This is a genomic window from Pandoraea terrae (assembly GCF_902459695.1).
GTDB lineage: Bacteria > Pseudomonadota > Gammaproteobacteria > Burkholderiales > Burkholderiaceae > Pandoraea > Pandoraea terrae.
The window spans coordinates 21,826-45,495 of sequence record NZ_CABPRZ010000018.1 but is presented as its reverse complement, the minus strand read 5'-3'; the positions used below and the strand labels follow the sequence as shown (position 1 = coordinate 45,495).

Here is a 23,670-nt window from a genome sequence, read left to right as displayed (position 1 = left end):
GCGGCCGTTCCGGCTGGCCAGGTGAATGGAACGTTTGGCGGCGATTTGCGCTCCAAATCAGGGCAGGCGGCATGGCATTGGCGGGCGCGGCTCGGGTTGTTTCTCGTTCAGTCACTACTGCCTTACAAATGCTTACCGTTTTTTACAGCAGGAAGTTGCGGGGAGCCTCATATTCCGGCGCGTGTAGGCGCGATCGTAGCTGCCGGGAAATTGGGGGTGGGCTACGGACGTCGGCTTCGGCACCGACCCGATGACCGGCGAAGCAGCGCAAGCGCCGCACGCCAGTCGGACACACGAAAATGGGACGCAAAATGAACATCAAATCACTCTCGGGAATGGCATTGGCACTGACGGCTGCGGCGCTGACGGGTTGCGTGGCGCCGGGTCCGCAATACGGCGGCTACCCGCAGCAGGGTTATCAACAGCCGCAGTATCAACAACCGCAATACCAGCAGCCGCCGCAGTACCAGCAACAGCAAGGCGGCTATGGCCAGGCGCCGGTACAGGGCGCGCTTGTCGGCCGCGTGGAATCGATCGAGACGGTGCAGCAGCCCGGTGACAGCTCGAACCTTCTTGGCACGATCGTAGGGGGCGCGGCGGGCGGCTTGCTCGGCAACACCATGGGCGGTGGCCGCGGACGTACGGCGACGACGATCGGTGGCGCGGTGATTGGCGCGATTGCGGGCAACCGCATCGAGAACACCATGGGCCAGGCGAACGTCCTGTATCGGGTCACCGTGCGTCTGGACGACGGGCGCGTCGCAACCGTGACGCAAGCGCCGCCGCTGCGTGTGCAGCAAGGCCAGCGCGTGCAGGTCGCGAACGATACTGTTTATCCGTACTGATCGTTGCTGATCGCTCCCGATCCTGACCGGTCGGGAGCGATCGAGACGAGACTCGCCGCCTCGACTTCGCACGTCACAGAAATTCTGGACAATTCACTCGAATCCAGGCGATCACATCGTTCAAAAGCTGTTCCGCGCTTGCCAGACACTCTCTCGCCGCGGATGCAGGCACCAACTCCCCGGAGTAGTCCGTCAAATTTCGCTGTTTTCGGAGCGCGTCGAGAACGATGACGCGCTCCATATCCAATTCGATCGTCTTGGAAAGCGTTTGAATTGCAGTCTGATGGTGTCCTGGCCTGCTTGTCAGCGGTCTAAACCCATTCACATGCAGCGCAAGCATCGCCAACTGCATAATGGCCTTGTAGGCCGTGTCAAACCGATTCTCCTGGCTCAGTCCCTCCAGCTTCGCATCTGAAATATTCCGTTTCGCGGCAGCGATCAGCCGCAGCGTTTGTCCACGCGTCGGTTCAACTGTGTCGAGACTGATCCCCAGTAAGTTTGCCAAGGTCATTGTCGCTTCCAATCAGGTAAATCTTCGGCTTTGCCAAGATGTCGAGGAGAAACGGGTCTTTGTGGGCAAGACCGTCTTGCAACTCTTCCGAAGTCAACACCTTCGGGTTGAGCTCGCGACCGACGGTCGCTTGCACTGGATAGAGTTGCTTGACTAGTTCGGCAAAGCCAACGGTGCCGACGACCAAAATGTCCACGTCGCTATACGTCGTCTCCTCCGCTCGCGCCATTGATCCAAACACAAATGCCAGATCGATCTTTGGACCGAGGGGTGCCAACGCCTGAGCAAGTATATCGGCAAGGCCTGAGGTCTTTCGCATGATGCTCGCCAGTTCCTCGTATATCGGACAGGAGCGATTAGCGCGATATTGCACTTGATTGCCCTTCTGCTCCCGAGTCAGGATGCCGGTGGCTGCCAGTTTGCTCAGTTCTTTGTGCAAGGTTCCCGCGGGCGTGTCTGTCATGCGTGCAATCTCGCGCACGTGATAAGACGCCTCAGGACGTAGCAACAACAGGCCCAGCACCCGGCGGCGGTATTCACTGAACAGCACGTCTGTGAGCGAGTTAGCCATGGCGGCGCAATATGTAGCGTAAATTGCTACGATTGTAGCCTATTTTGCTACACCCAGATTTATTGAGTTCATCACTACGCCAAGTCGCAAAAAAGTCGGCCGAAGAATCAGACGAATATCACTTTCGGCAGGCACTCCGATGCCCCTTGGGACGAACGATGACTTCCAGCCCAAGCAGCGTCAGGACATCGAGCGCTTTTTGCGACTGGATGGGCGGCATGCAATGCGCTGTTGAGAAAAAAAGACGGGGGGTGGGGAACTCGTCCGTCGTCATCGGACGAAATGTGCTGCGGGTCATCTATCGTGCGATTGAGTGCCACGAGAACCGCGACGATCCAACCGACGATATGAGGCCACGAGGGATCAAGCCGACATGTATCCAGTGTTATGCGTCATTTCAGCGCTGACGTTCGTTATGCATCAGCGGAAGGCTGTGGAGCGACGCCACGCGCTCGATATTCCGCTGGATACGTTGAATGCAACACGCGGGTGATGGTGGTCGACGATGCGTGAGCAAGTCCCGCGATCTCTTCCATCTGCTCGAGATACGCGTCGAGTTCTTCCTTGTCGAGTCCTTCGATACCGCCGCCCATACCGGCAACGGACATGGCGACGAGACGGCTTGTCATCCTCTGAACACGCTCGGCTGCAGCAATGATGATGCTCGGATCGAAATTGAGGTCTCCCATGGAGGGCTCCTGTTCAGTCACTGCATTGCAAGGTGCCCGCGCCACCGAAGTTGAGACATGCATCCGTGTAGGTGGACGGGCGACTAAATCTTATTAAATTAGCATTCCTATGTTTAAATCGATCTTAAGGTCCGCGCTTTACGTGCAACGGCATATGAACACAATGAGTGACAAGCAGAATCGGAAATTACCCATTACTTCAGAGAGGAACGGCTGATGACGTCCGGAACGCCATCCTGTAACTTCTTCGCATGATCACTTTGGCACATGTCACTCCTGCACTGATCAGCTGGGCGCGATTGCGCGCCGGGCTATCTCAGCACGCGCTGGCGCAGGGATTGGCAACACGGGCGGACCAGGTCATAGCGTGGGAATCCGGCGAGGGTCAACCGACATTTCGCCAGGCGCAAAAGTTGGCGTCGCTTACCCATGTGCCGTTCGGATTCCTGTTTCTTGCGGATCCTCCAGAAGAAACCCTGCCGCTTCCCGATCTGCGTACCGTAGGCGGAAGTGAACCGCATTCGCCGAGCATTGACTTGCTCGATACGGTTCGCGACGTGCTTCGCAAACAGGCGTGGTACCTCGAATACTTGAAAGATCAGGAACGAACGAACCTCCCATTCGTGGGACGCTTCTCCAAGCGGGCAACCGCCAAGGCCGTCGCGGCTGATCTTCGGGAAACCATGAACACGCAAGACGGCGACGAGTTTTTCCGCAATCTTGTGGCGTCCGCAGAGCGCATCGGCATTCTGATCATGCGAAGCGGGATTGTGGGTGCGAATACGCGGCGAAAACTGGACGTCAGTGAATTCAGAGGCTTTGCGATCAGTGATCCCGCCGCGCCCGTCGTCTTTATCAACAGCGCCGACGCGCCTGCGGCACGATTGTTCACGTTGGCCCACGAACTCGCGCACATCTGGATCGGCAGTAGCGGCATTTCGGACGTGTCCACCGATAACAGGCGCAGTGAGGAAGTCTTCTGCAATGCCGTCGCCGGGGAATTTCTGGCCCCGGAGATGGAATTCAGGAATGCTTGGCGGACCCATGGCTTATCGCAAAAGCCATCGCGTCCGATGCGACGGTCGTCACTCATGAATCGTTGAACCATGACGTTCGAAGAAAATTCCTGATCCCGAATCTTTGCCAACATCTTGGCGTGCCGTTCATGAACACGTTTCAAATGCTGCACACGCTCGACGCTCAATTCGTGCTTTCCAACTGAGCGCGCGCGTTTTTGTCGTCGTTCTCGATACCGAACCGTCCGCGTTCCGCCCATGGGCTAATGGCCCGTATTTCCTTCCTGCAGACGCCATTTTGATCGCCACGGTATCGTTTGCTGAAAGATGTTGTGAGTGTCTGCATCAATGCGGCGAGACACAATAGCCACACTTGCTCACGCTTATCTCAAAACGACGGATAGGGACTTCGCAGTCGTTGGGTATGAACGGTGGAGGCCACTTCCCATACCTTTGCCCGTTGGCGCCGAGCGTTCTGATTCGCTTCACCATCTCGCAGAGGTCCGTATGATCAATACATCAAAAAAACTGAATGGCAAGATCGCGTTGATCACCGGCGCAAGCCGAGGCATCGGCCGGGCCATCGCCCAGCGTTTCGCCGCGGAAGGCGCAACGGTGATCGTCACCGGACGCAGCCTTGATCAATCGGTCGTCCTCCCCGGCACCCTGGCTGAAACGGTAGCATTGATCACGCAGGCCGGAGGACGCGCGATCGCACTGGCCGCAGACCTGGAGAAGCCGGACGAGCGCGACACGCTGGTGGCGCGTGCCGCCGACGCCGCCGGTGGCCTCGACATTCTCGTGAACAACGCGGGTCTCGCCGAATACAGCCGCGTCGAAACGATGCCGCTGTCGATGTTCGAACGCACGCTGGATCACTACCTGCGTACGCCCTTCACGTTGAGTCAGGCGGCCATTCCCCTGATGCGTGCCCGAGGCGCCGGCTGGATCCTGAACCTGAGCTCCGTAACCGCACTCGCACCGATTCGTCCGTATAACGTGTTCGACAGCGACGGTGGCGCAACGGTGTACGCAGCCGTCAAGGCAGCGGTGAGCCGCTTCACCCAAGGCCTCGCGGCCGAGCTGGCTGCCGACAATATTGCCGTGAATTCCGTGGCGCCCAGCACGGCGATTCGCACGCCCGGCGCCGCCCAATACATTCCGGCGGCGTATCCGACGGAAGCCGTTGAATACTTGGCGGAAACGGCACTCGCCCTTTGCCACCTGCCGGCAAAGGAGCGGACCGGCCTCGTCACGCACAGCTTGCATTTTCCGCTGGCCTGCCAGTTGCCCGTCTACTCGCTTGACGGACGGGAACTGCTGCCGCCGCCGACCTTGCCGGAAGTGGCGCATCCGCACATCGTCCCCTCCGGAGCCTGATCATGACGGCACCCATTCGCTTCGACGGCGGCACCGCCGTGATTACGGGCGCAGCCAGCGGCATTGGCAGCGGCCTTGCACGCCACGCAGCGTCACTGGGCATGCGCCTCGTGCTTGCGGACGTTGACCAGTCCCGGCTCGACGCCTTTGCCGCCACGCTCGATGCCGACGTGCTGGCCGTCGCCACCGACGTCCGCAAGTCATCCGACGTCGATGCACTGGCGGAACTCGCCTGGCAACGATACGGCCGCGTCGACCTGCTGTTCAATAACGCCGGCGTCATGGGCACCGGCTTCACCTGGGAAATATCTCCCGAGGAATTCGAACGGAGTTTCGCGGTGAACGTGCATGGCGTGCTCAACGGCATCCGCAGCTTCGTGCCCCGGATGCTCAAAGCAGGCACGCCGGCGCATATCGTCAATACGGCGTCGATCGGGGGCTTCCTGCCAAGCCCGCTGATGTCGCCATATTCGGCCACCAAGTTCGCGGTCGTTGCCCTGACGGAATCGCTGTATGGCGAGCTCAAGATGATTGACGCACCGATCGGCGTGTCACTGCTCGCGCCCGGCCCGGTGCAAAGCGGCATCTTCGATGCCCCTGCAGCAGATACGTCGGCGCGCCCCGAGGTCCGGCAGTTCGTCGACAAGCTTCACACGATGATCTCGGCCTACGGACTCACGCCCGACGAGTTCGCCAAACGCGTGTTTGTCGGCATTCGTGAAGGCGATTACTGGTTGCTGCCGCAACCGGAGATGATCGACGAACCCTTGCGAGAACGCGTGGCGGGCATTCTGGCTCGGCGCAATCCCGAACTGCCGGCGTATTGACGGTGTCCCCGGCAGTTGCTCGCGCAAAGACGCGATGCAGCCGTGTCGAAGCCTGCCCGGGTAGCCGGCTGAGCCGCGCCGCTGCATTCACAATAAACACTACGCGCGCGACTTCCGCGACCTGCTGGCCAACACCATCGCAATACCGCCAAGGATCGCCACGGAGGCAACAGCCAGGCGCGGTGTGATCGCCTCCGACAGGAACGCCACCCCGCCAAAGGCGGCGATCAGCGGCACCGACAGCTGTACCGTGGCGGCTCGCATGGCAGACAGTTTGCTCAGCGCGGCATACCAGATGACGTACCCGATGCCGGAAGTGAGCGCACCGGACGCAATGGCCAGGGAAACCCCGGCCGCGTCCGCATGGGCGTGCGCGACAAAGAGAAGACTCAACGCGACGGCAAGTGCCGTCGCCCGTAAGAAGTTGCTTGCAGTCGCAACGAGGGGGTCGGTCACGCCGCGTCCGCGCAATGAGTACACGCCCCACGCCACCCCCGCAATCGCCATCAACGCGGCACCGATGAGCGGCGGCGCAGCGACCCCCGGCGATACCAGATACACCAGCCCTGCGACGGCAAATGCAAATCCGAGCCATGCGATGGCGCCAAACATCTCGCCTGAGCGCAAGCCCGCGCTGAACATCGTCAATTGAACCGCGCCGAACAAAATCAATGCGCCGGTGCCTGCGGACAAAGTGAGGTACGCGAACGAGAAGAATGCGACGTAGGCAAACAGCATGCCCGCAGCTAGCCAGTCCGCGTGGCCGCGTGAGGACCGCCCAGAGCGGATTCGCACGATGACGGCGAGCGTGATCGCGCCGGAAATCAGCCGGATGCCGCCAAAGCTGACCGGGTCGATACTTCCTTGCTGCAACGCCAACCGGCACAGCAGCGAATTGGCCGCAAAGGCGAGCATCGCCACCGCAGTGAGGGCGGTCGTCTGCAAGTCGGGCCGGACGACGCGCGCGTCATGCATGGGTCGCCACCAGGACGACGGCCCAGGACAGCAGCGCGACACCGAGGGGCGCGCTCAGACGCCGCCCCCAACGAACGTTCTTTTCGATAGCCATCACCGCCGCAAGCAGGAGCATCCAGCCGAGGCTGCCGGTCCCGAGCACGAACATCAGCAGCATCAGCGCCCAGCAGCAGCCGACGCAGAACAAACCATGCCGGGCGCCAAGCGCGAACGCTTGCCGCGCTTGCGCGTGTCCGCGCCAGTGCTCGACGACGAAGCCCAACGGCGTTCGGCACTTATCGAGGCATCGGTATTTGAGCCGGCTGAATTGAAACGCGCCCGCCAATGCAATGGCGCCAGCACCGATCAGCCAGCCACGCCATGCCAGGGCGGGCACGCTGGAAACCAAAGACAGCACGCCGCTGTGAAGGGCGTGCGCCAGAAGTCCGAAGGCGCCCCACACCGTCATGTAACCCAAGCCGAGCAGCAGCAGGAGGCGCCCATGGTCCGGGCGGCCGGCCGTCAGCCGGTCGAAGACGTTGAACAACGGTAACGTCGTCGGCAGCATCATGGCCGTCGTCATGAGAATCCAGGCGGCGGCGTAGAGCACCATGGGCACGACCACGTCTGCGGCGGGAACGACACGGCACAGGAACGCCGCCGGTCCCGACACAGTCCAGTCACCGTGATCGATATACCGTCCGTAGGGGCTGCGCGCCCACGCCCACAACGCCAGCCACGCGAGCGCTACCAGCCCGGCCAGGACCGGCAGGAACACGTGGGTATGACGTGAGGCGTTGGACGGCGTCGTGCCTGCCGTCGTCGGGTTCATGCGTCAAAAACGAATGTGCTCTGCAGCGCGTTGTGGTTCTTGATATTCAGATCGATGCCGAGGGCAGCGTTCTTTGATCGATACGTGGGGGCCTTGCCGACAAAAACCGGCGCGCCCGGTACCGTCGAGAACACGGTGTCGGACAGGGTGGTCTGACCACCGGTGGCACCGAGATAGGGCTCGAGTTCGGCGTAGTAGTTCGTGCCGATCTCAAGTTCGCCCTTGCCCGCGTTGACGGTGAAACGAATCGGCGCACGCTCCACCGATACGACTTGGCCGATCAGCTTGGCGAGTTCGGCGACCGGGCCGCCGGCCTTGCCGGTGTATACCTTCAAAAGTGCCTCTTCCTGCTCCTTGGAGGCCTGCTCGTCGACATAGATTGCGGCCGTCCAGTTGCCTTCCAGGATATTGCCGGGGACGTGCGCCACTGCGGCGATGGTGTTGCCGCCGACCTCGACCCCGTCGACCGTTCCCTTGTCAATGCGCCACGCGACAATGGTGTCGCAAGTGCCGTTGTCGGGGTCCTCGCCGATCCAGCAGGGGCACAGGACTTTGCAGTTGCAAACTTCGAGCAACCGACCTTCCAGGTGATAGCTCATACGACCTCCATTGAAGGCGCGCGAACGCTCAGTTGTCGCCGCATCTCGTGGCGGCAACGGGGTAGCAGATCATGCGATTGCCGTGCGTCGAATCCGGGGAAGCCTCGATTCAAATCGGCGCATGCAGTGGGCGAGCGCCCACGTTTCAGTATGGTGGACGCCGGTTCCGTATGAGTCCGTACAAACCCGGATGTCTGTCGGCTGTCGCCTGTCACGCACGAAACTTGAAGCACGCTCCACCGTCCTGGCGGCGGGCGCAAACGCCTGAACCCGCCATGAGGCGACGGTCATCCGTTTAGATGAGGCGCGTCGTCAGCCACGGTGAAATCATGAAACATTCGTGTCAGGAGACAGGGGGCCGTAAGTGAATTCCAGCGACAAATCCGTGAGCAGACGTACCCTATTCAAATGGTTTGGCGCCGTTGGCGGCATGCTGGGCATTGGGCCGGTCGTGCCGCAACGTGCCGCAGCCGCACCGCCGGCGCCGGCAGGCGCAACACCGCCAGGTGCGGACGCACTGAGCTCGGGCGCATTGTGGAACGCCTTTTGCGACCAGTTGAAGGCCGCAGGCGGCCAAATACTGCGGCCGGAGGCACCGGCGAGCGCGTTCGACCGGGCCGAAGGTTACCGCTACCTCACGCGACTGCTGCGCGCGGGGCTGGAGCAGTACGTGGAGTTCGCCGATCCGCATTTTCCGGTGTTGTTCAGCTTGGTGGACACGAACAAGAAGATTGGCGCGGACAACCCGGACAATCTTTATCAGAACGCGCAGATTGATGGCCGCCTGGAATACCGGATCACGGGGCATCGCGGGACCGTACACTACATCGGTTTTTCCACCAAGGCGGGCAACTACGGCAAGAACCAGGCGCTCACGGGCACGGGATTCCTCGATTCCGAAAACATGAAGTTTTCGCCCGATGGCGCCTTCGAGCTGATTATCAGCGCCAAGCCTCATCCCGGCAATTGGCTGCCAATGACGGCCGAGACGGAAACGGTCCTCGTCCGCCAGACATTCCTCGACCGGCGCCGCGAGACGCCGGCGACCGTGACGATCGAATGCCTGAACGGCCCCAAGACTCCGGCGCCACTCCAGCCCGAACGGTTCGCGCAGCAATTGATGGCCTCGGCCACCTTCGTCGGCGGCACGGCCAAGCTCTTTGCCGACTGGGCGAAGACGTTCAAGTCGGCACCCAACACATTCGCGCCACAGGACCAGCGCATTTACCAGAAGGCCGGAGGCGATCCTTCGATCTTCTACGTACACGGCTACTGGACCCTCGCGCCCGACGAGGCGCTGGTCGTGGATATTCCCAAGGCTGAGGCGCAGTTCTGGAACTTCCAGGTGGACAACTACTGGATGGAGTCCCTCGACTATCGATACTTCACGATCCATCTCAACCAATCCACGGCCAAGGCCAATCCCGACGGCAGCGTGACGCTGGTGCTCGCGCATCGTGACCCGGGTATGCCCAATTGGCTGAGCACTGCGGGCCACCACGTAGGCACCATGATGTATCGGCTCATCAGCGGCAAGACGCAGCCGTATCCGAAAGCTCGTGTGATCCGCCTTCCGGCGGCGAACGCCCCGAAGACGTAACCGCTTCTGTTTGCCCGGCGTATCAAGCAGCCGTTGCACTCGGGCGTCCGACCGTATTGATATAGGCAGACCCGACCGATTCGGCTACATTGTGCCTAATGCTGCTCCGATGGAGCGAACGTGCTGGCACTTGACTCGGTCACGAAAACCTACGACGGTGCGCATCCGCGCAACGTACTGCGCGCGATCAGTCTCGTGGTCCAGTCCGGCGAGTATGTCGCGATCATGGGCGAATCGGGCGTCGGCAAATCGACACTGTTGAACCTGATCGCCGGCCTCGATCGGCCCGATGGTGGTCACGTCCTGTTCGACGGACAGGACTTGGGTGCGCTCGACGACGACCAGGCGACACTGCTGCGGCGGCGCGCCATGGGCTTTGTCTTTCAGGCGTTCCATGTGCTGCCGCATTTGAGCGTCGCGCAGAATGTCGCGCTTCCGCTGCTGCTGAACGGCGTCGGCCGGCGCGAGGCTCAGGCACGCGCCATCACCATGTTGGCTGGGGTCGGACTGGAGGGTCGGGGCAACAGTCTCCCACGCGAGTTGTCCGGCGGCGAGATGCAGCGGGTAGCGATCGCGCGGGCGCTGGTGCACCGGCCCAGTCTGTTGTTGGCCGACGAGCCGACCGGCAATCTCGATCCGGAAACCGCGTCGCAGATCCTGCGCCTGCTGCGCGAACGGGTCAAGGCGAACGATGCCACGGGCACCGCCGGGCTGCTGGTGACGCATTCGGCACTTGCGGCCGCAACCGCCGACCGCGTTCTGCTGCTCACTCCCGAAGGGCTGGCGCCGTACCCACCCGTACGGCCACCCCAAGCGCCTCGACTTGAGGCTTGAACGATGCGGGTCTTTCATCCCCTTTTGCCGGCGCTGCTCATGGCAGAACTGCGCGCTCACGCGGGCCGGTCCGTCGTCAGCATCATCGCGATCGCCATCGGCGTGGCGATGGGCTACGCCGTGCATCTGATCAACCATGCTGCCCTGACCGAGTTCTCACAGGGAACACGCGCGCTCGCGGGCCAGGCCGATCTGGAAATCCGCGGACCGCGCAGCGGCTTCGATGAAACGCTTTACGCGCGCGTCGCGCGCTTGCCGCAGGTGGCGGCGGCCAGTCCCGTGGTCGAGGTCGATGCACACTTGCCGGCACGCCGCGAGGCGCTCAAGTTGCTCGGCGTCGACGCGTTCCGCGTGGCAGCAGTCAATCCCGGGCTTATCGGGCGTCCCGCCCAAACACAGGCGGGCAATCTCGACCTGCTGGCGCCCACCGCAGTATTTCTCTCACCGGCTGCGCTGGCCTGGCTCAACCTGAGACCGGGCGACATGCTTACCGTGCAAGTGGGACTGGGGACCCTCGCGCTGCGCGTTGCCGGCACGCTACCCGTCACCAGTGAAGCGCTGCGCCTGGGCGTCATCGATATCGGGGCGGCGCAATGGCACTTCGGGCGTCTCGGCTTGCTGCAGCGCATCGATCTCCGGCTGCGGCCGGGCGTGGACGTGGCAGCCTTCCGCCGGACACTGGCGCCGCTGCTGCCGGCCGGCGTGACGGCGGCCACGCCCGATGACGACCAGCGAACCGCCTCGGACCTGTCCCGAGCCTATCGCGTGAATCTGGGCGTGCTGGCGCTGGTGGCACTGTTTACCGGCGCCTTCCTGGTGTTTTCGACCCAGGCGCTGTCGATCATCCGGCGGCGCACGCAACTGGCGCTGCTGCGCGCGCTGGGCATGAGCCGCGGCGCCCTGCTGCGCCTGGTGCTGGCCGAAGGTGCGGCGCTTGGCCTGGCGGGCGCCCTGCTCGGCACCACGCTCGGCTTGGCGCTGGCGGCCATGGTGCTGCGTTATGCGGGCGGCGATCTCGGCGGCGGATATTTTCCAGGGATACGACCGTCGGTGCACTTCAACGCCGGCACCGCGCTGGCGTTCGCCGCGCTCGGCGTGGCCACAGCGCTGATCGGCAGTCTTGCACCTGCATGGGAGGCTTCGCGCGCGCGGCCGGCGCAAATGCTCAAGGCGGGCGACGAGGAAACGCCCCTCAAGCGCCTGCGCTCGCCGTGGCCGGCGCTGGCAATCGTCGCGGCAGGTGTTGCATTGACCAAGGCCGAACCCGTGGCCGGGCTTCCGGTATTCGCCTACGTGGCGGTCGGCCTGTTGCTGGTCGGGGCCATCCTGTTGATGCCGCGCCTCGCGCATTGGATCTTCAGCATCCTGCCACGTGGGCGCCGATCCGTGCCTTATCTGGCGCTGGCGCAACTCAGCGGCGCGCCAGGGCGCGCCGCCATCGGACTGGCAGGAATCCTGGTGAGCTTCAGCCTGATGGCCGCCATGGCGATCATGGTCACGAGCTTTCGTGTCTCACTCGATCAGTGGCTAAACATCGTGCTGCCGGCCCAACTTTATTTGCGCGCGTCCGCGAGCGGCGATACGGGCTATTTCTCCGGCGCCGACCAGCAGATCATTGCCACCGCACCCGGCATCGCCCGGGCCGAGTTCATGCGCACAAACCAGATCCTGCTCGATCCGCGCCTGCCGCCGGTGGCGCTGATCGCCAAACCCGTCGACAAACACCATCCTGCGGCCCGTTTGGCAATCATCGGCATGCCCACCCAGCCACGCACAGGTGATCCGCCGCCAATCTGGGTCAGCGAGGCGATGGCAGACCTGTATGGCATGCATCCCGGCCAACGTATCAGCCTGCCGCTCGCCGGGCGGCCGGTCCCGGTCACGGTAGCCGGCATCTGGCGCGACTACGCCCGCCAGTATGGGGCGATCGTGATCGACCTCGATGATTACCGTCGCCTGAGTCGCGACCAGCGCATTACCGACGCCGCCCTGTGGCTTGCACCGGGTGTCGGCACGACGCAGGCAGTGCAAAGCCTGCGCCAGCGCCTGCCCGGTGCCGGGCAGATCGAGATCGCGGAACCCGGCGAGATACGCGCTGCGGGTCTGCGGATCTTCGACCGCAGCTTCGCCGTGACCTATCTGCTGGAGGGCGTCGCCATCGCCATCGGCCTGTCCGGCATTGGCGCCAGCTTTGGTGCGCAGGCATTGGCGCGCTCGCGTGAATTCGGCATGCTGCGGCATGTGGGCGTGACGCGCCGGCAGATCGGTGCGATGCTGGCGCTGGAGGGCGCCTTGCTGGCGCTGCTCGGCGTGGGCGCCGGCCTGGCGCTCGGATGGGGTATTGCGCTGATCCTGATCCACGTTGTCAACCCGCAATCATTCCACTGGACGATGACGCTGCACATGCCATGGGGCCTGCTAGCCACCATTGCGTTGACGCTGGTAGCTGCTGCCATGCTGACCGCCCTGGCCAGCGGACGGCGGGCGATGTCGGCCGGGGCGGTGCGCGCAGTACGGGAGGACTGGTGACAAAACGCATCTCCCTGATCCTCGCATTGCTCTGGGTAATGCTGTCGGCTGCCGTCCGGCCGCAGGACAACCTGCCGGCCTATCCCCCCGTCGTACCGGGCCACGCACTAAGCTTCCCGAGTGATTATGGCGCCCACCCGGATTTCCGCACCGAATGGTGGTACATCACCGGGTGGCTGGAAACCGCGGGCGGCAAGCCGCTCGGCTTCCAGGTGACCTTCTTCCGTTCGCGCCCGCCGCTCGATCAAACCAACCCCAGCCGTTTTGCGCCCACGGAACTGTTGTTTGCCCACGCGGCCGTGTCCGATCCCGCGCTCGGCAGTCTGCAGCATGAGCAGCGCGCTGCGCGCAGCGGGTTTGGACTGGCCGAGGCGGCCCGCGGCGACACCGATGTGCACATCGGTGCCTGGTCCCTCCAGCGAGACGCGGGCGGCACTTATCGAACCATGCTCGACGCACGCGACTTCACCTTCGAACTCGTGCTACGGCCACCCCAGCCGCCCCTGCTGCAGGGTGAACGGGGCTACAGCCGGAAGGGGCCTCTCCCGGCGCAGGCGAGCTACTACTACAGCCAACCGCAACTCGGCGTGAGCGGAGTCCTCACCCGCCAGGGTGTGCGGGAGAACGTCAGGGGCACCGCATGGCTGGATCACGAGTGGTCGTCTGCGTTGTTGGCCGAACAGGCGGTCGGTTGGGATTGGATCGGCATCAATCTCGATGACGGAGGTGCGTTGATGGCTTTCCAGATCCGCGACAAATCCGGAGGAAAGTTCTGGGCGGGCGGCGCGCTGCGGCATGCCGACGGCAGCGTCACACGCCTGCCTGCCGCCGCTGTCAACTTCGTACCCCGGCGCCGCTGGCGTTCGCCGCGCACCGGTACCGAATATCCCGTATCGATGCAGGTCCACGCAGGCGAACTCGCGCTCGACCTCGTACCCCTGATGGACGACCAGGAACTCGATAGCCGGGCCAGCACTGGCGCGATCTACTGGGAAGGCGCAGTCACCGCACTGCGCGGCGCCCAGGTTGTCGGGCACGGCTATCTTGAACTGACCGGCTACTTCCGGCGTCTCGACCTCTAGGCCAAGGCGTGCCGTTCATCGAGGGTTGGACACGTTGTCGACGATCGCCTGCCGCCATCGACTCACCGAGGCATCCGCAGCCCAACGTCGAACGTCGCCGAGTAGCCTTGGGTGCCTTCGACCAGCGAGAGCACCAGTTGACTGCCGCCGTCTCGAAAAATGGCGTCCCCCTCGTTTTTGACTTTCCGTTGGCCCCTGCCGGCATAGGGGTTACGCGCATGCACTCGATCCGTGATCGCGTCATCGAAGTACAACTGCGACGTAAATTCATAGCCCTGCCCTGAACCGGCTTTGGCGCGAACCTTGAAGTGGATGTGAACCGCTCGGCCTCGATACCATCCGGGATATACGGTGACGAACCGGGCGTTCCCATTCGCGTCCGTCACTTGATAGCCGCGCAGAAACTTCTTGCCGAGCGAACTGAAACCCGGATCGGCAACATCCGAGTAAATGCCTGCCGCGTCACAATGCCAAATATCCACGACAGCGCCAGTCAGGGGCGTGCAACCCGCGCTGCTTATCGAAGAGATACGCAGGACTAATGCCAGTGGCACGCCTGGCCTCGCAAGTCCATCAGTGGGGTCGACACGAATGTCGGAGCGGTTCAGACGCTCGTCAACAAAATAGGGACCTTCGGTCTGTTCAGGCGTGAGGATACAGGCGGGCTGTTTGCGCTTCGCTGAACCGCTGGCGCCGGGCTGCGCATCCGAGCGTTCCGCAAGCACGGCGGCCGCGGCCGCGCCGAGCATCCCCAGCGCCTTGCGACGGCGCATGAGCGAGCTTGCCTTTCCATCAGTATCGTTCACGTTCTTCTCCTTCGGCGGAGGTGCGGGCGTAGCACAAGTATACGACTCGCGCGGCAGCGGGCACGCAATACGGCAACACTTCGAATCTGGAGCGCTGGCACAATCGAGATGATCGCCGCCCCCTCAGGAATCGTCATGCCAGACGCCGCCGCCCCGCCCTCGCCGCCCTCGCCACATATCGTTCCCCTGTTCGCCCTGTTGCCCTTCCTGCGCCCTTACGCCGGGCGCTGGGGGCTCGCTTTCGCAGCACTCGTGACGGCGGCGGGCGCCACGTTGGCGCTGCCGGTGACGTTCAAATACCTGATCGACCGGGGCTTCGCCGCGGGAAATCCGGCCCATATCGACCGCTATTTCCTGGCGCTGTTCGCCGTTTCGGTGGTGCTGGCCGGGGCCACGGCACTGCGCTTCTACCTGGTGTCGTGGCTGGGCGAGCGGGTCACGGCCGACCTGCGGCGGGCGGTCTACGACCACGTGCTGGGGATGAGTCCGCAGTTCTTCGAAACCACGCAGACCGGGGAGGTGCTGTCGCGGCTCACCACCGACACCACGCTGATCCAGACCGTGGTGGGCACCAGCCTGTCGATGGGGTTGCGCAACTTCTTCCTGCTCGTCGGTGGCGTGGCGATGCTGGCGGTGACCAGCCCGCTGCTGTCCGGCTACATCCTGGTCACGCTGGTCGTCGTGGTCGTGCCCATCGCCGTCTTCGGGCGGCGCGTGCGGCGGCTCTCGCGCGCCAGCCAGGACAAGGTGGCGAACGCGAGCGCGCTCGCCGGTGAGGTGCTCAATGCCATGCCGACGGTGCAGTCGTTTGCGCAGGAACCCTACGAGGGGCAGCGTTTTGCGGACGCGGTGGAAGCCGCATTCGAGACGGCGCTCGCGCGCATTCGGGCGCGTGCCTGGCTAACCGTCGTGGTCATCGTATTGGTGTTTGCCGCCATCGTGTTCGTGCTGTGGCTCGGCGCGCAGGCAGTACTGGGCGGGCGGATGACCGCCGGACAATTGTCCCAGTTCATCCTTTACGCGGTGGTCACCGCCGGGGCCGTGGGGGCGGTCGCCGAGGTGTGGGGCGAACTGCAGCGGGCCGCGGGCGCCACCGAGCGGTTGCTGCAGCTGCTGGCGGCGCGCTCGCCCGTTGCGCAGGCCGAGGCGGCCGAGCCGCTGCCGGCGCGCGGTGACGGCGTCCGCTTCGACAACCTCAGCTTCTCGTATCCGTCACGGCCCGGTATCGCAGCGCTCTCCGGTCTCTCACTCACCGTCCGCCCGGGCGAGCATGTAGCGCTGGTGGGACCGTCCGGCGCCGGCAAGACCACACTGTTCCAACTGCTGCTTCGCTTTTACGACCCGCAGGCCGGCAGCATCCTGATCAACGGCGTGCCGACGCGGCATGTGCCGCTCGCCGAGTTGCGCCGGCATATCGGTGTGGTGCTGCAGGAATCGGTGATCTTTTCCGGCAGCGTGCTCGACAATATCCGCTACGGCGCGCCCGAAGCCACGCTCGCGCAAGTGCAGCAGGCCGCCGAAATGGCCGCTGCGGCCGGGTTCATCGAGGAACTGCCGCAACGGTATGACACGTTTCTTGGCGAGCGCGGGGTACGGCTCTCGGGCGGACAGCGCCAGCGCATCGCGATCGCCCGCGCGATCCTGAAGAATCCGCCCATCCTGCTGCTCGACGAGGCGACCAGCGCGCTCGATGCCACCAGCGAACGGCTGGTGCAACAGGCACTGGATAACGCTGCACACAATCGCACCACGCTGGTCATCGCGCACCGCCTCTCGACCGTGCAGCAGGCCGACCGCATCATCGTGCTGGAGCAAGGCCGCATCGTTGCGCAGGGCCGCCACGCCGAACTCCTGCAGACCTCGCCGCTCTACGCGCAGTTTGCCGCCCTGCAGTTCGGCGAACCCTCTGGGCTGATGGCGCAGCGCGCCGCTGCGCCGCACCCCGCCGGCTCGGCGTGAACGGGCGAGCAGCCTACGGCGGCCGATACCGGCAAGCAAGGGTCGCCGCCACTATTCCAGCGGCCGCAACTCCTGAAGCAGCGTGGGCACCAATTCAGAAACCGTTGGATGGATGTGCATCGCGCGGCTAATCGTTGTGTAAGGCGCTTTCGCATACATGACGTCGAGCAGCGAGTGAATCACCTCGTCGCCGGTCACGCCCAGGATCGAGGCACCGAGAATCGCCCCGCTTTGCGCATCGACGAGCACCTTCATGAAACCCTGGCTCTCGCCCTTCTCCACGGCTCGCGCAACGCGTGTCATCGGGCGGGTACCGACCAGCACCTTGCGCCCGGTTTGCCTGGCTTCCGACGCCGTCATGCCGGCGCGGCCAAGCGGCGGGTCGATGAACATGGCGTAGGCCGCGATGCGATCCGACACCTTGCGCGCGTCGTTGTCGAGGAGGTTGGCAGCGACGATCTCGTAATCGTTGTACGAGGTATGCGTGAACGCGCCGCGGCCGTTGCAGTCGCCCAGCGCCCAGATGCCAGCTACGTTGGTGCGCAGTTGCTCGTCCACCGTGATATACCCGCGAGCGTCGGTCTCGACCCCTGCGCTGGCGAGCCCCAGGTCGTCGGTATTGGGCACGCGGCCGACCGCGAGCAGCAGATGCGAGCCATGGACGTCGCGATCCCCGGCACTGCAATCCAGCCCGACGACAATGCGGCTGCCCTCGCTGCGCGCGGTCAGGCAATTGGCATCGAGCCGGATTTCGATCCCCTCGCTTTCCAGGATTTCCCGCACCGCTTGTGACACGTCCTCGTCTTCGCGCTGAATCAGGCGCGGGCCCTTTTCGACGATGGTCACGCGGGCCCCGAAGCGCCGGTACATCTGGCCAAACTCAAGGCCCACGTAGCTCCCGCCGATGACGATCAAGTGCTCCGGTAGAAAATTCACCTCCATCATGCTCGAGTTGGTGAGATACGGCACCTTATCCAACCCGGGCATGGGCGGAATCAAGGCGCGTCCACCCACGTTCACAAAGATCCGGTCGGCTTCCAGCAGTTCGCCGTTCACCCGCACGGTTCGCGCGCTCTCAAAGCGGGCGTGGCCGTGGTAGACCGTGCCGTTCTCCAAACCGCGCAGCCACTGTTCCACACCGTTGCTGGAGTGACCGGAGATTTCGTCCTTGCGTGCTTTCACCCGCTTCATGTCGACGGTTACCGGCCCGCCGATCGTCACGCCGTACTCGGCAGCCCGTCGCGCCGTTTGGGCTGCGTACGCGCTTGCAATCAGGGTTTTGGTGGGAATGCAGCCGGTGTTCACACAGGTGCCGCCGAACCGCGCGCGCTCGATGATGGCCACCTTCATGCCCGCGCCGGACAGCCGCGCGGCGAGCGCGGGGCCCGCTTGTCCGGTGCCGATGATGATTGCGTCGAAGCCTTGAGCCATCTCGATCTCCTTGCTTGGCAGCGCCGCCCAAAAGCGCATGCTCAAGTATAGGAGAGCGGGGCTCGCTTGCCCTTGACGGCGCAGGCATTGAACCGGCCCAGGCTGACCGGTCAGCCCTTGACGCAAACGAGGGGTTCGAGCCTGGCGACTTTGCGCGCGAGCCCTGCCAGCTCTGCGGCGTCGACAACGGCACCGACGTCGTGATAAGCCCCGGGCGCTTCTTCAGCAACACCTCTTGCAGAGAGGCTGCGAATGAGGATGCCGCGCGCCGCCAGTTCATCGATGACGCTGCGCCCGTTCCAGCGTTTGGCTGCCTCATGCCGACTCATGCCGCGGCCTGCACCGTGGCAAGCGGAACCGAACGAACGCTGCATGGCCCCGGCCGACCCCGCCAGAATGTAGGACGCCGTTCCCATGCTGCCGCCAATCAGGACCGGCTGGCCAGCATCACGCAACGCTTCCGGCAGATCGGGATGACCGGGGCCGAAGGCGCGTGTCGCCCCCTTGCGGTGAACGAACACGCGCCGAGCCTCGCCACCCACCACGTGCTGCTCGACCTTGCAGGTGTTGTGCGAGACGTCGTAGAGCAAGCTCAGCGCCGCATCCGGAATCACGTCTGCGAAAACCTGTCGCGTAATGTGGGTAAGGATCTGGCGGTTCGCCAACGCGCAGTTGATCGCGGCCCGCATCGCGCCGAGGTAGCGCTGCCCGAGAGAGGAGTCGATTCTCGCGCAGGCCAGTTCGCGGTCGGGCAGCGTAATGCCCTGCTGCTTGGCCGAGATCGCCATTTCCCGCAGGTAGTCGGTGCCGATCTGGTGCCCCAGGCCGCGCGAGCCGCAATGGATGCTCACCAGGACCTCACCCCGTTCGATGGAAAACGCTTCGGCCAGGCGCGCATCGTAGGTATCGGTGACGACTTGCACTTCGAGATAGTGGTTGCCCGAGCCCAGGGTCCCCATTTCGTCCCGCTGACGGCGCTTGGCCGCATCGGACACCGCGTCCGGCGCGGCGTCGGCGACACAGCCCCGCTCTTCGATCCGCGCCAGGTCATCCGGCCGGCCGTAGCCCTGTTCAACCGCCCAGCGCGCGCCGCCGGCGAGAATGGTATCGAGTTCGCGAGGCGCGAAGCGCAGGGCTCCCGTGCTGCCCACTCCGGCGGGGATCCGCGCGAAGAGCCGGTCGGCAAGTCTCACCTGCACGCGCCGAACGTCACTCTCCGTCACGCCGGTGTGCAGGGTGCGCACGCCACAGGATATGTCAAACCCTACGCCGCCGGCGGAAATCACGCCGCCGTCATCGGGATCGAAGGCCGCGACACCGCCGATCGGAAATCCATAACCCCAGTGGGCGTCAGGCATCGCGTACGCGGCAGTCACGATGCCCGGCAGGCTGGCCACGTTGGTGATTTGCTCGAAGACCTTGTCGTCCATGTCGCGCATGAGCGACTCGCTGGCGAAGATCACCGCTGGCACGCGCATGGCACCGTGCGCGGCAATGCGCCATTCGCACTCTGCCGCACGGTCAAAGCGCTTGAGATCCATGAATCCCCCTGCCCTTTTCTCCAAAGGACACTAGACATCGAGCACGCACTGCGCCAGCCACGATCCGTCCTTGTGATGGCGCACGGCGAGTTCGGTATAGGTTGCCCCCTTGATTTCGACGGCCGGCTGGTGCCGCACCCGATCCACGCCTTCCCCCCAAACGGTGGCCGTGAGCCCGTTGGCGTCGATTGACAAGTCGAAGCGGCTAAATAGCATTTGGCGCGTGGCCATCTCGAAAATCAGCGCGTTCAGCCAGTCCGCCAGCAACAGCTCGTCGTCTGGCGCCGCGCAGTGGATCGGTATCGGCGTCAGAGGCGTGACACTCTGCGGTGGCGCCACCACCGCGGTCAGCGCGCTGGCTGCCTGCGCAAAGGCGTCCGCTTTGCTCTGTGCCACGCCACGCACGCCGATGTCGGCCCCGTGCGCGAAGGTTTCCCAGTACGCCTGCACATCGTCCCCCGCATGCGGCACCGGCCGTCGTGCCGACTCTCCATGTCCTATTAATCAAGGCGCCCGCCAGGGCGGCGTTGTCCGGCACGAGCGATCCCGGCGCCACTGGCATGGGCGCCCCTGTCATACGTGCGAGGGTCTTGGGGGCGATCACGCGTGCTCATGTCCATATGCCACGCGCGCGCCCTCGAGTCTTGCAGCTTATTGCCGGGCGCCGGATTCCGCGGCAGGTTCGCCCTCCTTGCGCTCCAGTCTCAGATACATATCGGCGGCCACCAGGCCAAACACGATATGCACCACGGCAGTCACCCAACCACGGGCCTCCGCAAACCACGGGAAGAACTGGGTCATGCCATAGAAGTTGATGAAATACAGGGCGATACCGAAGACGGCACCCACCAGCGAGGACATGCCAATGCTGGAGTCAAAGTGGAACGGTGCCATGATCACCGCCAGAATCAGGCCGAAGACGGCCGCCAGCACGAAGTGAACGATCAGCGCTGTCACGAGGACGCCCGCGCCGAAAACGGCGGGTTGCGTGATCACATCGCGCCCCATTACGATGGCGGCGATCATTTGCGGCGGCCCCCAGAGGCTCCCGCTCATCGCCCATGCAGCGAGCAGGTCGAGCACCAGGAAGACCACCCCTGCGACTAACCCGGCGATCGCGGCGGCGCGCCAGTCAGGCATTCGGCGTGTGAATTGGTGCGAATGCATGTGAAGTTCCATACCGACCTCCTGTCGTCGCGGCGCAAATGCACCGCTTCCGATATCCATTGTAGAAAATGCACAGAAAACGGCCCAATCGGGCGATTTAGGCCCGAAAAGTCGCCGATTGCGTGTCCCGGTGGCCGGGTGGGTCCGGGTGTGCCGTGATTGTCCGCCGGCACGCGTTCATCGGGAGCAGGGGCAACGATTGGCATGCGCAAACGGGCGCGGGCTTGTTTTTTGGCCTGCACAACCTATGGTTAGACTCAAAGCCCCCGGAAAACCGGGCCGAAACGCGGCCTTTCGATGACGGATTGCGCCCCCTCGGACCGAGGGCAACGGCGCGACTCAGCGGCGGGAGATCAGCCGCACCCACTGCGTTCCTTACGGTAATGCGCCACGCGGCACGACAGGCGAATCAGGACCCAAAAAGAGGAGATGAACATGTCCAGTCAGCCCATCCATGAAGCACGCGTCGCCGTATCCGTAGAACCGGGCAGCTATCGCATCAAACGGCCGGGCAGCGCAGACGAAGTGATCGAACTGATCAAGCAGCACAACATCCAAATCATCGACCTTAAATTCACCGATCTGCCGGGACTCTGGCACCACTTTTCCATCACGCTGCCCGAGGTCCATGCGGATTTGTTCAGCGCAGGGATCGGCTTCGATGGTTCCTCGATACGTGGCTTCCAGGAGATCCATGAGTCCGACATGCTGCTCAGACCGGACCCCACGACGGCCTTTGTCGATCCCGCTTTCAACACGCCGACGCTCTCGATCATCTGCGACGTCATGGATCCCGTCCTCCGCCAATCGTATACGCGGGATCCGCGCTACGTGGCGAGAAAGGCGGAAGATTACCTGCGTCAGACGGGGCTCGCCACGACCTGTTATTTCGGCCCCGAACTGGAGTTCTTCATCTTCGATTCGATCCGCTTCGGGCAGGATCAGCACTCCGGGTACTACTATGTAGAGTCCTCTGAAGGCGAATGGAACTCGGGGCGAGATGAAGGCGCTTACGGCGGCGGAAACCTCGGCTATAAGCCGCGATACAAGGAGGGCTATTTCCCGGTGCCGCCACACGATACCTTGCAAGACATTCGTTCAGAAATCGCACTGACCCTGCTGCGCGTGGGTATTCAGGTCGAGGTACATCATCATGAGGTGGCAACGGCCGGGCAAAACGAGATCGACATGCGCTTCGCGCCGCTGACCCGGATGGCGGATAACGTCATGATGTACAAATACATCTGCAAAAATATCGCGCGCAAGCACGGCAAGGTGGCGACGTTCATGCCGAAACCGCTCTTCGCCGACAATGCAAGCGGCATGCATTGCCACCAAAGTCTCTGGAGAAACGAGGAAAATCTCTTCTATGACGCCAAGGGCTGGGCCCTGACGTCTCAGTTGTGCCGCTGGTACATCGGCGGCTTGCTCAAGCACGCGCCGGCGCTGATGGCGTTTTGCGCCCCGACCACGAACTCCTACAAGCGCCTTGTGCCGGGGTATGAAGCGCCCGTTAATCTCGTCATGTCGCAGCGCAACCGTTCCGCCGCAGCACGGATCCCGATGTACTCGGATGCGCCCAATGCCAGACGGGTCGAATTCCGTTGCCCGGATCCTTCCGCCAACGCCTACCTTGCCTTTTCGGCCATGTTGATGGCTGGCCTGGACGGGATTGAAAACAAGATCGACCCCGGAGATCCGCTTGACCGGAACATCTACGAATTGTCGCCAGCCGAAGCCGAGCATATACCGCAAGTCCCGGGATCCCTGGAGGAAGCGCTATCGGCGCTGGCCATGGATCACGCCTTCCTGAAGAAAGGCGACGTCTTTACCGACGACGTGATTCAAACCTGGTTGAATTACAAGCGGAAGCGAGAGGTCGAACCCGTCAAGCTCCGCCCCCATCCATGGGAGTTTTATCTCTATTTCGATATTTGACGGTGAACGCGATGACATTCGGTCAGAAAGTCCGTCGCGAACTGCACCCCTAACCTACAATGACCATGCCGGGGGGCAGACGACGGTCGTTAACTTGAGGCAATCCCACCATGACTTCTGCAAGCGCAGCGCCAATTGAAGCGATCAAGTTGGGTGGGTTAACCATTCAGTACTTGATTGATGGGACCGCCACCGGCGGAATGGGTGTATTCGAGCTGACTGTGCTTCCCGGCGCGCGTGTTCCACCGCCACATAGCCACACAAATAACGAAGAGTGTGTCTATGTACTGGAGGGCAAACTTCGGTACTCGGTCGATGGGGAAGTCCGGGACCTGGCGCCGGGAGAATGGATGCACACCCCGCGCGAATCGGTCCATCACTTCAGCAACCCGCATAGTGAAACAGCCCGCGCCCTGATCGTCCTTACGCCCGACATCGGCGCACAATATTTCCGCGATATCGGCGCCGTCGTCAATGCCGGCGGGCCGCCCGACCGCGCCAAGCTTGTCGCTGTCATGACCAGGTACGGGCTGGTGCCGGCACCGCCGCAATGAATCGC

General features: G+C 63.3%; 23 protein-coding genes. 12 read left to right on the top strand and 11 right to left on the bottom strand.

Annotated features, from left to right (window positions below; all coding sequences use genetic code 11):
- Nucleotides 1-311 precede the first annotated feature (311 nt).
- Nucleotides 312-845 (top strand): outer membrane lipoprotein, encoded by a 534-nt coding sequence (locus PTE30175_RS19165; protein ID WP_150698664.1) that lies wholly within the window; start codon nucleotides 312-314, stop codon nucleotides 843-845.
- Nucleotides 846-918: 73 nt separating this feature from the next.
- Here the strand turns inward: PTE30175_RS19165 and PTE30175_RS19160 are convergent, their stop codons facing one another.
- The 3 genes from PTE30175_RS19160 to PTE30175_RS19150 form a co-directional block, all read right to left on the bottom strand.
- Nucleotides 919-1,356: a DNA-binding protein gene (locus PTE30175_RS19160; protein WP_150698663.1), complete on the bottom strand. Its 438-nt coding sequence runs from the start codon at nucleotides 1,354-1,356 to the stop codon at nucleotides 919-921.
- Nucleotides 1,313-1,927, bottom strand: a complete 615-nt coding sequence (locus PTE30175_RS19155; RefSeq protein ID WP_150698662.1) for a nucleotidyltransferase domain-containing protein — start codon at nucleotides 1,925-1,927, stop codon at nucleotides 1,313-1,315. The genes PTE30175_RS19160 and PTE30175_RS19155 overlap by 44 nt, the downstream gene beginning before the upstream one ends.
- Nucleotides 1,928-2,340: 413 nt before the next feature.
- Complete coding sequence (locus tag PTE30175_RS19150) at nucleotides 2,341-2,616, bottom strand: hypothetical protein (RefSeq protein ID WP_150698661.1); 276 nt, start codon at nucleotides 2,614-2,616, stop codon at nucleotides 2,341-2,343.
- A 299-nt stretch (nucleotides 2,617-2,915) separates the two neighbouring features.
- Between PTE30175_RS19150 and PTE30175_RS19145 the strand changes: the two genes are divergently transcribed.
- The 4 genes from PTE30175_RS19145 to PTE30175_RS19130 all read left to right on the top strand — a co-directional run bounded on the left by PTE30175_RS19145 (nucleotide 2,916) and on the right by PTE30175_RS19130 (nucleotide 5,839).
- Nucleotides 2,916-3,719 (top strand): XRE family transcriptional regulator, encoded by an 804-nt coding sequence (locus PTE30175_RS19145; protein WP_263596289.1) that lies wholly within the window; start codon nucleotides 2,916-2,918, stop codon nucleotides 3,717-3,719.
- A complete protein-coding gene (locus PTE30175_RS29265; RefSeq protein ID WP_224788866.1) occupies nucleotides 3,650-3,838 on the top strand; it encodes a DUF4411 family protein in 189 nt (62 codons plus the stop codon). Before PTE30175_RS19145 ends, PTE30175_RS29265 begins: the two co-directional genes overlap by 70 nt.
- Nucleotides 3,839-4,139: 301 nt before the next feature.
- Entirely contained in the window at nucleotides 4,140-5,012 is an 873-nt protein-coding gene (locus PTE30175_RS19135; protein ID WP_150698660.1) for an SDR family NAD(P)-dependent oxidoreductase, read from the top strand.
- 2 nt (nucleotides 5,013-5,014) lie between these two features.
- Nucleotides 5,015-5,839, top strand: a complete 825-nt coding sequence (locus PTE30175_RS19130) for an SDR family NAD(P)-dependent oxidoreductase (RefSeq protein WP_150698659.1) — start codon at nucleotides 5,015-5,017, stop codon at nucleotides 5,837-5,839.
- Nucleotides 5,840-5,938: 99 nt separating this feature from the next.
- Here the strand turns inward: PTE30175_RS19130 and PTE30175_RS19125 are convergent, their stop codons facing one another.
- From PTE30175_RS19125 to PTE30175_RS19115, 3 genes are read right to left on the bottom strand one after another with little or no spacing between them, the layout of a single operon-like run.
- A complete protein-coding gene (locus PTE30175_RS19125) occupies nucleotides 5,939-6,814 on the bottom strand; it encodes a DMT family transporter (RefSeq protein WP_150698658.1) in 876 nt (291 codons plus the stop codon).
- Nucleotides 6,807-7,625: a DUF2182 domain-containing protein gene (locus PTE30175_RS19120; protein WP_150698657.1), complete on the bottom strand. Its 819-nt coding sequence runs from the start codon at nucleotides 7,623-7,625 to the stop codon at nucleotides 6,807-6,809. The genes PTE30175_RS19125 and PTE30175_RS19120 overlap by 8 nt, the downstream gene beginning before the upstream one ends.
- Nucleotides 7,622-8,224: a DUF1326 domain-containing protein gene (locus PTE30175_RS19115; protein WP_150698656.1), complete on the bottom strand. Its 603-nt coding sequence runs from the start codon at nucleotides 8,222-8,224 to the stop codon at nucleotides 7,622-7,624. The genes PTE30175_RS19120 and PTE30175_RS19115 overlap by 4 nt, the downstream gene beginning before the upstream one ends.
- A 385-nt stretch (nucleotides 8,225-8,609) precedes the next feature.
- Between PTE30175_RS19115 and PTE30175_RS19110 the strand changes: the two genes are divergently transcribed.
- From PTE30175_RS19110 to PTE30175_RS19095, 4 genes are all read left to right on the top strand, one after another.
- On the top strand, nucleotides 8,610-9,824 hold the full coding sequence (locus PTE30175_RS19110; RefSeq protein ID WP_224788865.1) for a DUF1214 domain-containing protein: 1,215 nt from the start codon (nucleotides 8,610-8,612) through the stop codon (nucleotides 9,822-9,824).
- Nucleotides 9,825-9,944: 120 nt separating this feature from the next.
- Complete coding sequence (locus tag PTE30175_RS19105) at nucleotides 9,945-10,658, top strand: ABC transporter ATP-binding protein (protein WP_150698655.1); 714 nt, start codon at nucleotides 9,945-9,947, stop codon at nucleotides 10,656-10,658.
- A gap of 3 nt (nucleotides 10,659-10,661) precedes the next feature.
- The gene (locus PTE30175_RS19100; protein ID WP_150698654.1) at nucleotides 10,662-13,187 is read left to right on the top strand and encodes an FtsX-like permease family protein; all 2,526 of its coding nucleotides are present in this window, start codon (nucleotides 10,662-10,664) and stop codon (nucleotides 13,185-13,187) included.
- A 38-nt stretch (nucleotides 13,188-13,225) separates the two neighbouring features.
- Nucleotides 13,226-14,269: a lipocalin-like domain-containing protein gene (locus tag PTE30175_RS19095; protein WP_150698731.1), complete on the top strand. Its 1,044-nt coding sequence runs from the start codon at nucleotides 13,226-13,228 to the stop codon at nucleotides 14,267-14,269.
- A 62-nt stretch (nucleotides 14,270-14,331) separates the two neighbouring features.
- Here PTE30175_RS19095 and PTE30175_RS19090 read toward each other — a convergent pair whose 3' ends face one another.
- Nucleotides 14,332-15,018, bottom strand: a complete 687-nt coding sequence (locus tag PTE30175_RS19090) for an intradiol ring-cleavage dioxygenase (protein WP_224788863.1) — start codon at nucleotides 15,016-15,018, stop codon at nucleotides 14,332-14,334.
- A gap of 192 nt (nucleotides 15,019-15,210) precedes the next feature.
- Between PTE30175_RS19090 and PTE30175_RS19085 the strand changes: the two genes are divergently transcribed.
- On the top strand, nucleotides 15,211-17,034 hold the full coding sequence (locus tag PTE30175_RS19085; RefSeq protein WP_150698653.1) for an ABC transporter transmembrane domain-containing protein: 1,824 nt from the start codon (nucleotides 15,211-15,213) through the stop codon (nucleotides 17,032-17,034).
- A gap of 51 nt (nucleotides 17,035-17,085) precedes the next feature.
- Here PTE30175_RS19085 and PTE30175_RS19080 read toward each other — a convergent pair whose 3' ends face one another.
- The 4 genes from PTE30175_RS19080 to PTE30175_RS19065 form a co-directional block, all read right to left on the bottom strand.
- Entirely contained in the window at nucleotides 17,086-18,465 is a 1,380-nt protein-coding gene (locus PTE30175_RS19080) for an FAD-containing oxidoreductase (protein ID WP_150698652.1), read from the bottom strand.
- 110 nt (nucleotides 18,466-18,575) lie between these two features.
- Complete coding sequence (locus PTE30175_RS19075) at nucleotides 18,576-20,006, bottom strand: RtcB family protein (RefSeq protein WP_150698651.1); 1,431 nt, start codon at nucleotides 20,004-20,006, stop codon at nucleotides 18,576-18,578.
- A 30-nt stretch (nucleotides 20,007-20,036) separates the two neighbouring features.
- Nucleotides 20,037-20,477, bottom strand: a complete 441-nt coding sequence (locus PTE30175_RS19070) for an archease (protein ID WP_224788862.1) — start codon at nucleotides 20,475-20,477, stop codon at nucleotides 20,037-20,039.
- A 180-nt stretch (nucleotides 20,478-20,657) separates the two neighbouring features.
- Entirely contained in the window at nucleotides 20,658-21,185 is a 528-nt protein-coding gene (locus tag PTE30175_RS19065) for a hypothetical protein (protein WP_150698650.1), read from the bottom strand.
- 423 nt (nucleotides 21,186-21,608) lie between these two features.
- Here PTE30175_RS19065 and glnA point away from each other — a divergent pair, with 423 nt between their 5' ends.
- Entirely contained in the window at nucleotides 21,609-23,111 is a 1,503-nt protein-coding gene (gene glnA / locus PTE30175_RS19060; RefSeq protein ID WP_150698649.1) for a type I glutamate--ammonia ligase, read from the top strand.
- Between the two features lie 110 nt (nucleotides 23,112-23,221).
- A complete protein-coding gene (locus PTE30175_RS19055; RefSeq protein WP_150698648.1) occupies nucleotides 23,222-23,665 on the top strand; it encodes a cupin domain-containing protein in 444 nt (147 codons plus the stop codon).
- Nucleotides 23,666-23,670: the final 5 nt, after the last annotated feature.